3 protein-coding genes are annotated in these 4,407 nt (G+C 55.7%); all 3 read left to right on the forward strand.

The window, feature by feature from the left end:
* The first annotated feature begins 54 nt into the window (after positions 1–54).
* The 3 genes from H6F43_RS08145 to H6F43_RS08155 all read left to right on the forward strand — a co-directional run bounded on the left by H6F43_RS08145 (position 55) and on the right by H6F43_RS08155 (position 4,396).
* Entirely contained in the window at positions 55–1,620 is a 1,566-nt protein-coding gene (locus H6F43_RS08145; RefSeq protein ID WP_190342300.1) for an FGGY family carbohydrate kinase, read from the forward strand.
* Positions 1,621–1,803: 183 nt separating this feature from the next.
* Positions 1,804–2,457, forward strand: coding sequence for an EcsC family protein (locus tag H6F43_RS08150; protein ID WP_199290211.1), 654 nt, complete (start codon positions 1,804–1,806; stop codon positions 2,455–2,457).
* 61 nt (positions 2,458–2,518) lie between these two features.
* Positions 2,519–4,396, forward strand: a complete 1,878-nt coding sequence (locus tag H6F43_RS08155; RefSeq protein ID WP_190342301.1) for a DNA/RNA helicase domain-containing protein — start codon at positions 2,519–2,521, stop codon at positions 4,394–4,396.
* Positions 4,397–4,407: the final 11 nt, after the last annotated feature.

Below are 4,407 nucleotides of genomic sequence, written 5' to 3' on the forward strand. Positions count from 1 at the left end.
TTAAGCTCAAGCTCAAAATTGACCCGCTTAACTAACAACTAGCGAGCAACCTCTATGCCCGATCGCTCTTATCTAATTGGCATTGATATCGGCACGACTAGCACGAAAGCTGTGTTGTTTCAAGAAGATGGAACGACGGTCGCAGAGGTGACACACGCCTATCCGCTCTACACTCCGACGCCTGATGTAGCTGAGCAGAAACCAGAGGAAATTTGGAGCGCTGTGGTGACAGCCGTGCGATCGCTCATGGATCGCAGCCAAATTGAGCCAGCCCAAATACTGTGTTTGGCGCTGGGGTCCGCGATGCACAGCATTATTGCAGTGGATGCGGCTGGAAACTTGCTAACAAATAGCCTCACCTGGGCAGACAATCGCAGTGCCGAATGGGCAGAGAGGCTGAGACGCGATCCGCGTGGATCAAACCTCTATCACCGCACAGGAGTGCCGATTCATTCCATGTCGCCGCTGACCAAGCTGCTGTGGCTGCGGCACGAGCAGCCCGACATTTTTCATCGCGCTGCCAAGTTCATTTCGATTAAAGAATTTGTGCTGTTTCGGTTGTGCCAGCAGTACGTGGTGGATTATGCGATCGCTTCGGCAACGGGACTGCTGAATCTGAAGAATCTGGCATGGGACGCAGAAGCGCTAGAACTGGCAAGCATCAGCGACCAGCAGCTATCGCAACTGGTGCCCGTGACGCATGTGGTTCACCCGTTTGATCCTGGAGTAGCCGCCCAGCTTGGACTGGCAACCGACACCGCGATCGTAGTGGGCGCGAGCGATGGGGCACTGGCGAACTTGAGCGTCGGAGCGATGACGCCTGATCGAGTAACCGTGACCGTGGGAACCAGCGGTGCGGTGCGGGCGATCGTAAAACAGCCGTGGACCGATCCACAGCAGCGGCTGTTTTGCTATGCGCTAATGGACGATTACTGGCTGGTTGGAGGATCGGTCAACAGCGGTGGAATTGTCTGGCAGTGGGCGCGGGAGCAATTCAGCGACGTTAAAGGGACTCCTCAATCAGGAGGCGATCCCTACGAAGGCTTGTGGAATCTTGCCAATAGCGTTGCGCCCGGTGCCAATGGCGTTCTGTTTCATCCCTACCTAGCTGGCGAGCGCGCCCCGATTTGGACCGCGAATGCTAGCGGCTCATTTATTGGGTTAACGCTGCGGCACTCCAAAGCGCACCTCGTACGATCGCTGCTGGAAGGGATTGCGTTGAACCTCAATTTGGTACTGCAAGCGCTCAAACAAGTTATTGGCGAACCTACGTTTATTGTGGCGACGGGTGGAATGGCACGATCGCCCTTGTGGCGACAGCTCTTGGCAGATGTGACAGCTCACCCCGTTCAAGTTCCCACTAGTTACGGCAGTTCCTGTTGGGGAGCCGCGATCGTTGGACTCTACGCGCTAGGGCGGCTTTCCTCGTTGGAGGCGGGTACGGCAACGCTGGGCGCAAGCAAGGACTACCAGCCAAATCCAGAGAACGTTGCCGTTTACCAGAAAATTGTCCCGGTTTACGCTGGTCTGCTGGAGCGGCTGCAATCCGAATATCACTCGATCGCCCAACTACAGGCAGATTTGGCAGCACTGCACGATCGAACGTCCGATAGAGGTTGATTGAAGGACTAAACGTTAGGGTGAATCAGTGGTTTAGTCGCTGCAACATTGCTGACGTGCTGTAGTGAGTTGTTCAGTATTCGTTGGCACGTTTCAACAGAACAAAATAGCGAAACGCCAAAGGCTAACCATTAACAATTAACCACTCATCACTAAACGCTAATTACTAATCGCCCTAACCCTATGACCGTACAAAATAAACCAAATTCTACAGCTCAGTCTCTAGAGCAAACGATCGCGACTCTTGCCCCCGCCATGCAGAAATTGCTGGAGCAAAGTACAGAAACGGTGGGTAAATTTGTGGCGCCGATCGCCGAGCATCCGCTGATTCGATTTGCTGGACGATTTCCTGGGATCAACTTGTTAGCAACTGCGCTGGGACAGGTTGATGTTCAGAAGGCTCAGGCAGAAGTCGATCAACTGCGGCAGACCTATCCGCTAGAAACGTCGGAACAGCTTGCCCACCGAATTATGGTTGATACGTCTCTCAAAGGCGGCGGCATCGGCTTGCTGGCTAATTTTATTCCACCACTGGCACTGGCGCTGTTTGCGGTGGATATCATCGCAGTCACGACGCTGCAAGCCGAAATGGTGTATCGCATTGCGGCTGCTTACGGGTTTCCGCTGAATGATCCGGCTCGTCGAGGCGAAGTGCTGGCAATTTTTGGCTTATCGCTGGGCGGTTCAAGCGTGCTAAAAGTGGGATTGGGCTTAGTGGAACTGATTCCAGGTGTTGGTGCGGTTGTGGGAGCGTCAAGCGACGCAGCACTCCTGTATTCCTTGGGCTATGCAGCGTGCCGCTTCTATGAGGCGAAGCAGCGCGGCATGATCGCGTAGTAAGCACGATCGCCTAGCAAGCCGATCGCCTCGCGCGTTGATGGCATAACGAGTTAATTGCATGACGGGCCAGCTTGATTTGTTTGAACCACCGGAGCAAACGCTCAACTACGGCTGGATGGGCACGATCGCTCAGTTTCTTGCTACCAATGACTCCGACTGGCTCGACACACTCAGCACTCACTACCAGCAGCTTTATCGCCAGCGTTCGACCGGAACGCAACAGCAAGCGTGGCTGGATTGTGCAACGGTTCTGCGATCGCAGTTTGTCCAACTGACGCAGTACCGCTCGGATAGTGCTGAGTGGACGCTAATTTTTGAATATGAACTGCCGCGAGAAGGCGGGCGACGTCCGGACTTGGTGCTGTTGGCGGCGGGTCAGATTCTCGTCTTCGAGTTCAAGCAGAAACCGACGCCCAGTGCGGCAGATCTGGATCAGGTTGCTGCCTATGCGCGCGATTTAAGCGAGTACCATGCCGCATCTGCCCAGCAGCCGATCACCGCGATCGTCGTCCCGACGCGCCGCACTACTTACAGCGAGGTCCGCGATGGTGTACAGGTTCTAAGCCCTCACGCTATTGCAGATTACTTGAGCAAGCTGGAGTCGGAACTTCCCGCGATCGATCCACAAATCTGGGTGAATGCAGACTATGCGCCGCTGCCGACGATCGTCCAAGCCGCCCGCCGCATTTTCCAGCAGGAACCGCTTCCCGACCTCAAACGTGCTCGCAGTGCTGGAATTCCGGATGTGCTGGCGTATCTCGATCGACTCGTCGAACGCGCACAGGCAGCTCAGGAGCGGCATCTAGTCCTGATTACTGGCGTGCCTGGAGCCGGAAAGACGCTAATCGGACTTCAGTTTGTGCATCAGACGCCGCAGGATTTGAGCGATCAAGCGGCGGTGTTTCTGTCGGGTAACGGACCCCTGATCACCGTGTTGCAGTACGCCCTCAAAAGTCGTGTCTTTGTGCAAGCCGTCCGCAACTTTTACATCGATCACGAAGTTCGCCGCCAAAAAGCGCCTCGCGAACATCTAATTGTGTTCGATGAAGCGCAGCGAGCTTGGGACGCCGATCGCATGGCAGAGAAGTACGGCATCAACAGTGCCGCGGCGGGAGCCGTCGTGCGAATCGCGGAACGTTCGCCAGATTGGTGCGTGCTGCTCGGCTTGATCGGCGAGGGTCAAGAAATTCACGTAGGCGAAGAAGATGGCACCGAGCAGTGGAACGTAGGACTAGAGCAGGCAAGCGCGGATTGGCACGTCCACTGTTCGCCAGAGCAAGCCAGCTACTTTACAGCCGTGTCGGGCGATCGCCTGCATACCAATGATGTATTTAACCTCACGACTTCGCTGCGGACTCACCTCGCTAAGGATGTGCAAACTTGGGTGGCGCACGTGCTGCTGGGTGAGTTCGACGCGGCGGCAATGCTTATGCCTTCACTACTTGCCGCTGGCTACGATCCATACCTAACGCGCGATTTAGAGCAGGCGATGGCATACTGCCGCGATCGCTATCAGGACCAACCGGATAAGCGCTATGGGCTGCTTGCCTCGTCTCGCGCCCATAATCTATCCCAGCACGGCATTGCCAACGAGTACATGGCAACGCAGCGAGTCAAAATGGGACCGTGGTACATCGATCCACCAAACTCGCCCCTGTCGTGCTGCGCGCTCGATAGCGTGGTGACGGAGTTTGGCTGTCAGGGCTTAGAACTGGATTATCCGATCGTTGGCTGGGGCGATGATCTCCTGTGGCGATCGACCTGGATGACCCGTTCACGACAGAAGAACGTCCGCGACCCGCTTCGACTACGACTCAACAGCTACCGCGTTTTGCTAACGCGCGGTCGCGATGGGTTTGTCGTGTTTGTTCCACCCGATGCCACGATGGATACCACGTTTGAGGCGCTGCAATCGGCTGGACTGCGATCGCTGTAATGGCTGCTACA

Source organism: Leptolyngbya sp. FACHB-36 (genome assembly GCF_014695955.1).
Taxonomy (GTDB): Bacteria; Cyanobacteriota; Cyanobacteriia; order Leptolyngbyales; family Leptolyngbyaceae; genus FACHB-36.